Here is a 7,013-nt window from a genome sequence, read left to right as displayed (position 1 = left end):
TGAAGGTGCTGAAACAGAAATAGATTTAAAATCTTCCTACGCATGGACATTAGCGAGTACTCCCAGTACCTTTCCAGAGGGGAATCTTTCGAATAATTTAGAATATGGTTATAACCGTGCCAAATTAGCTTGGTACATCATTGATCCATTGTTCCAAGTATCCACCAGCGGACTTACTCCAAGTGGTCTTAATAATAATGCTTCCATGAGCAATAATTTTACACGACAGATTTTGCAAACTGAGATTTTTCCCAATATTCAATCTGCTACGGGGCAGCCCATGCCATTGCCTACGTTAGATTTGGCGTATTATCCTTCCCAAAGAGGTCCTTATAATTACGATGTAAATGGAGTTGCTGGCATTTCAAGTGGTGTAGATGTAAATGGAAATTTGCTCAATCCGGAGTCGCGTTGGGGTGGTATTATGCGCTCGATTCAAACAAATGATTTTGAAGCAGCCAATATCGATTTTATACAATTTTGGGTGATGGACCCTTTTAATAGTGACAATAAACAACCGAACACAACAGGTGCTTTGTATGTAGATTTAGGAAATGTTTCCGAAGATATTCTGAAAGATTCGCGGATGAGTTATGAAAATGGATTGCCTACCAATGCTGCAGATGCAGCAAATCCAACGAATCCGAACAATCCTTATTCTACTACCGTATGGGGGCGCGTTCCGAATAATATGCCTTTGGTTAATGCATTTTCAAGTGATCCCAATGCACGCCCTTTCCAAGATGTTGGTTTAGACGGACTTTCCGATGCGGATGAGGATACGCAGTTCGCCTCTTTTCTTTCTGCATTGGCAGGAAAACTAACTGGAGGTACAGGATCTGCTGCGTACACAAAAGCTCATAAAGATCCTTCGTCGGATGACTATCATTATTACCGAGGCGACGATTATGACAGTGGAGATTCCAGTGTTTTGGCGCGTTATGCCAATTACAATGGGATGGACGGCAATTCGCCAACGCAAACACAGTACCAAAATCTCAATAGTGGAGGTTATCCCACCACTGGAACCACCTTACCGAACAACGAGGATGTAAATGGAGACAATACGATGAATCAAGATGAAGGATATTATGAATACAAGGTAAATTTAACACCTTCATCAATGGGTGTTGGACAAAACTTTATTACAGATATTGAACCGGGACAAGGAACAAAAGCTGATGGGACACCAGCGAACGTAAAATGGTATCAAATAAAAATACCTATCCAGAATTATAACAGTGTAGTAGGAGGGATCAGTGATTTTAAATCCATCCGCTTTATTCGCATGTATTTTAAAGGATTTGACAAACCTATTGTTTGCCGTTTGGCCGACTTATCACTGATACGTGATGAATGGCGCGGCTACAATTTTTCCTTGCAATCACCGGGTGAAATTATTGCTGGAGATGGCAACCAAACTTCCTTCGATATTTCTGCTGTAAGTATTGAGAATAATGGTAATCGTGTACCCATTAACTACGTATTGCCTCCAGGTATTATTCGCGATGTAAATGTACAATCGGCTAATTTGGTTCAAATGAACGAGCAATCTATGTCATTAAGTGTATGTAATTTACAAGATGGAGATGCGCGCGCTGCTTATCGTAACACCAGCTATGATGTGCGAAGTTATAAAAATTTACAAATGTATGTGCATTGCGAAGCTGGCAATCCTGCTCAAGCATTGAACAATGGAGATGTGCATACATTTATCAGGTTAGGAAGCGATTACAATCAAAACTATTACGAATACGATCTCCCGCTGCAAGTAACAGCTCCTGGGCTTTATAATACTTCGAATCAAAGTGATCAATACAAAGTATGGCCGCTTGCCAATCAAATAAATATTGCTTTCGCCGATTTAGAATCCGCTAAAGAGCAACGGAATATTGCCATGCTTCATAATAAAAATATTACACTGCTCACGCCTTATACCGTGATGGTATCAAGCGGAGCTATGATAACCATTGTTGGATCGCCCAATTTAAGTACTGTAAAAGCAATTATGATTGGTGTTCGCAATCCGAAAAAGGGCTCTGAAAATGAGCCAGACGATGGACTTCCGAAATGTGCACAAGTATGGGTAGACGAACTTCGTTTAACGGGTTTTAATGAAAGTGGAGGCTGGGCGTCTAATGCACGTGTTACCGCACAATTGGCTGATTTAGGATCAGTTACACTTTCGGGTAATATTAGCACTCCTGGTTTTGGAAGTATTGAACAAAAGGTAAGCGAACGCAGTATGCAAAATACAGAAGGCTATAATCTTTCTTCTTCTTTGCAACTTGGGAAATTTTTCCCACAAAAATCGGGCATTCAAATTCCTATGTATGTCGGGCTTTCGGAAACATTTATTACACCCGAATACAATCCGCTTGATCCGGATATTTTAATGAGTAGTATTACGAATGATCCAACTGTTTCTTTAGCCACTAAAGATTCGCTCAAGCGAGTCGTGCTGAGTTACACAAAACAGCGAAGTCTTAATTTTACCAATGTTAGAAAAGAGCGATCAAAAACGGCCAAAAAGGCGCATTTCTACGACGTCGAAAACCTTTCCTTAAATTATGCTTACACAGAAAGTTATCATCGAGATGTAAATATAGATCACAGTTTAGCCAAATCATATAGAGGAGGGCTTACTTACGCATTTTCACCTAAGCCGAAAAATCTTCGTCCACTCCAAAAAAATAAATGGCTGTCGAAATACAAATCTTTGATGTTGATTCGAGATTTTAATTTCAATACCGCTCCCAGTCAATTAAGTTTTACTACAGATATTAATCGGCAGTATTCCGAAATTTTAAATAGAGATATTATCGCATCGGATATATATATTCAGCCTACTTATCAGAAAAACTTTACCATGTCGCGTTTGTATAATTTCAAATATGATTTAACGAAATCGCTTTCTATCGATTTTAATGCAGATAATGAATCGCGTGTGATGGAACCTCAAGGTATGATTAACACACAGGAAAAACGAGACAGCGTAGAAAAAAGTTTTTTTGATGGCGGAACGAATGTTCATTACCGGCACGGCACGAATGTGAATTACGATATTCCGATTAACAAAATTCCTTTGTTTAATTTTATTACTGCTAATGCCCGCTATTCCACTAATTACGATTGGATGCGAGCACCTTTCTCGGCGGATAGTTTAGGAAATACGATTCAAAATGCAAATACGTTACAAGTAAACGGACAATTGAATATGCTCACTTTTTACAATAAAATTCCGTATTTCAAAAAACTAAACGAAGGTGACAAGAAAAATAATCCGAAAAAAAATACCCTTAACAATAAGTTAGGCAATTCTTTGAATACAAAAAATAATAACAGTAAATCAAAAACAGATACAACCAAAAAAGACGAAAATCCGGTTCAAATTGTAGAATATATAGCACGCGCTTTAATGACCGTAAAAACGGTGGCAATTACCTATTCCGAAAGTCATGGAACACTTTTGCCGGGATATAATGATTCTACTCAAGTTCTGGGAATGGATCCGAAAACGATGTCGCCCGGATTTGGCTTTTTGTTTGGACAACAAAATTTCGGACCGAAAAATCATAATTTTGCGGAATACGCTGGAAGTAAGGATTGGATCGTCAAAAATCCATTATTAAATATTCCGTTTACACTCTCTACGTCAAAAAATCTGAATCTTCGTGCAAATTTAGAACCAGCACGCGATTTAAAAATAGAATTGGTTGCCAACCAAAGTCAATCACTGAGTTTGAGCGAGTTTTATAAGTGGGATACCTTGTCAAATACATTTGATGCGCAATCTCCTCTTATTACAGGAAATTATACCATTTCCTACCTCTCTTGGCGAACGGCTTTCAGTAAAACAAACGCCAGTAACTTTTCGCAAGTATTCCAAAATTTCTTGGATAATCGCGCCACCATTTCTCAACGGCAGGCAGCCCTAAATCCGAATGCTCGTGGAACTGGATTTGATACCACAGGTGTTTTCCGAAAAGGTTATGGAGCTTATTCGCAAGATGTGTTAATTCCTTCCTTTTTGGCGGCTTATTCTGGAAAATCGGCTAATAAGGTCGGATTGAGTGCGTTTCCTGGTATCCCTTTGCCAAATTGGAGAATTACCTATACCGGTTTAATGCGCTATCCTATTTTTAAGAAATATTTTGATGTTTTTAGTTTGTCCAGTGCTTACCGTTCTACATACAGCGTTGCCTCCTATACCACCAACCTTTTATTTCCAACAAACCAAGGTGGACAATATTCATCTGCGATAGATTCCACGAGCAAAAATTTTCAACCCGTAAATCTCATTAGCTTAGTGGATATTTCCGAACAATTTAGTCCGCTCATCAAAATAGAAATGACTCTCAAAAATAGTATTTTAGCCAATGTCGAAATAAAAAAATCACGAGATATTGCCCTTTCTATTTCCAGTCAGCAATTAACTGAAGTGGATGGTAGCGAATACGATATCGGCAGTGGCTATCGTCTAAAAAATGTACTATTACCTTTTAAAATTTTTGGGAAACCAGTAAAAAGTGATTTGAATTTGAAAGTAGATTTAGCTTTCCAAAACAATGAAACGGTGATGCGCAATATTGTTGAAAATGTCAGCCAAGTAACGTCTGGACAAGATATTATTTCCATTAAATTTTCAGCAGATTATATGGTGAGCACACGACTCACCTTGCGTGCTTTTTTCGACAAGATAATTAACAACCCACTTATTTCGTCCACATATCCTACCTCCAACGCCAACTCTGGAATCAGTGTGCGATTTACTTTGTAAAGACAGGTTTGAAAAAATAATTTTTCAAAGTGCTTTTGCGAAAACAACTTATTTATTGGCAGAAGAAAATATCGATCCGGCGAAATTGGAAAAAGCCGTTAAACTCGGAATAAATATTATTTCGGAAGATGATTTTTTGAAAATGATTGAATAAAAATCATTCGAAAAAAAGTCTTTCCAAAAAATAATTTTTCAAAGCTGTTTTTTGCGAAACAATTTATTCCTTGATTTCATTACCTTTGCACATCAAAAAAATAAAATCCTAAAAAATTGTTAGATAAATTAGAAGCCATAAAAAAGCGTTGGGAGGAAGTGGAGCTAAAACTTTCGGATCCGAAATCGATGTCGGATATGAAGCTATTTACCAAACTCAACAAGGAATACAAGGAGTTGTCGGAAATTGTGGACGCGTATCATTTGTATAAAAATACAGTTCAAAATATTGAATTCAACAAAGAAATTCTTGCCAAAGAAAAAGACGAAGAAATGAAAGAAATGGCAAAAATGGATTTGGATGAATTACTTCCGAAGAAAGAAAAAATGGAAGAACAAATCCGCAATATGTTGATTCCGAAAGATCCGGAAGATGCGAAAAATGCGGTAATGGAAATTCGTGCTGGAACGGGTGGCGATGAGGCAAGTATTTTTGCAGGTGATTTATACCGAATGTACAGTCGCTATTGCGATGCAGTAGGTTTGAAAACAGAATTGGTGGATGTTTCGGAAGGAACAGCGGGCGGTTTTAAAGAAGTTGTTTTCAATGTTTCCGGCATTAATGCGTACGGAAAATTAAAATTTGAATCGGGCGTACATCGCGTACAGCGCGTCCCGCAGACGGAAACGATGGGCAGAGTACATACTTCTGCAGCGACGGTAATTGTGATGCCGGAAGCAGATGAGTGGGATATTGAATTGAAAGAAGCCGATTATAGAAAAGATATTTTTTGTTCTTCAGGACCAGGTGGACAATCGGTAAATACAACCAAATCAGCGATTCGATTGACGCATATTTCTACCGGAATTGTGGTGCAATGTCAAGATCAAAAATCGCAACTAAAAAATTTCGATAAAGCCTTGTCGGTTTTGCGTTCGCGTTTGTATGAAATCGAATTTAATAAACGTCAGGAAGAAAGTTCGAAGAAGCGGAAAACAATGGTGGCTACGGGCGATCGTTCCGAAAAGATACGGACGTATAATTATCCGCAAAGTCGTGTTACGGATCACCGAATCGGTTATTCTATGCACAATTTGCCCACTTTTATGAATGGAGATATTCAAGATGTAATGGATGCGCTTCAGTTAGCGGAAAACGCGGAACGACTGAAAGAAGGCGGAATTATGGTGTCTTAAAAAATAATTTTTCGAGATGACAAAACAAGAATTGTTTGAAAATATTCGCAAGAAAAAATCCTTTCTCTGCGTTGGTTTGGACCCCGACCTTACTAAAATCCCGAAACATCTTTTAAAAACAAGCGATCCGATTTTTGAATTTAACAAAGCCATTATTGATGCAACGCAACATGTGGCTGTCGCTTTTAAGCCGAATATGGCGTTTTACGAGGCTTATGGAGTAAAAGGGTGGGAGAGTTTGCAAAAAACGATCGACTATATCAACGCCAATTATAAAAATATTTTTACGATTGCTGATGCCAAGAGAGGCGATATTGGTAATACTTCCGGCATGTACGCGAAAACTTTTTTTTCGCAACTAAATTTTGATTCGCTCACCGTTGCGCCTTATATGGGAAGCGATTCCGTGAAACCGTTTTTAGAATATCCGTCGAAATGGGTTATTTTATTGGCTTTAACATCCAACAAGGGCGCGGAAGATTTTCAATTGAATGAAAATTTGAAAACAAAAAATGAAAATTATTTTTTTGAAGAAGTATTGAAAACCTCTGTAAAATGGGGAACTTCCGACAATATGATGTATGTAGTGGGCGCTACGCAAGCAACAATGTTGCAAAAAGTACGCGAAATCATTCCAGAACATTTTTTATTAATTCCAGGTGTGGGCGCGCAAGGCGGAAGTTTAGCTGACGTAGCGAAATACGGAATGAACAAATATTGCGGTTTGTTGGTCAATTCTTCTCGCGGAATTATTTATGCCTCCAACGATGAATCCTTCGCTGAAAAAGCAAAAATAGAAGCCGAAAAAATTCAGCAAGAAATGCAAATTTTGTTGGAGGAAATAAGCGTTTGAAAAATTATTTTTTTAATACCTTTTTTCAAC

The 7,013-nt window shown here is 38.1% G+C and carries 4 protein-coding genes; all 4 read left to right on the top strand.

Features of this window, described 5'->3' with window-relative positions:
- Positions 1 to 4,780 (top strand): cell surface protein SprA (sprA, locus tag ABIZ51_02340; GenBank protein MEO7087616.1); only part of this gene is annotated, 4,780 nt, incomplete at its 5' end.
- Entirely contained in the window at positions 4,761 to 4,934 is a 174-nt protein-coding gene (locus ABIZ51_02335; protein MEO7087615.1) for a hypothetical protein, read from the top strand. The genes sprA and ABIZ51_02335, both read left to right, overlap by 20 nt.
- A gap of 116 nt (positions 4,935 to 5,050) precedes the next feature.
- A complete protein-coding gene (gene prfA, locus ABIZ51_02330) occupies positions 5,051 to 6,130 on the top strand; it encodes a peptide chain release factor 1 (protein ID MEO7087614.1) in 1,080 nt (359 codons plus the stop codon).
- Positions 6,131 to 6,146: 16 nt separating this feature from the next.
- Positions 6,147 to 6,983: an orotidine-5'-phosphate decarboxylase gene (gene pyrF, locus ABIZ51_02325; GenBank protein MEO7087613.1), complete on the top strand. Its 837-nt coding sequence runs from the start codon at positions 6,147 to 6,149 to the stop codon at positions 6,981 to 6,983.
- Positions 6,984 to 7,013 lie beyond the last annotated feature (30 nt).

Source organism: Bacteroidia bacterium, assembly GCA_039924845.1.
Classification (GTDB): Bacteria; Bacteroidota; Bacteroidia; order DATLTG01; family DATLTG01; genus DATLTG01.
The sequence above is the reverse complement of the archived record's forward strand: the minus strand, read 5'-3'. Positions and strand labels throughout refer to the sequence as shown.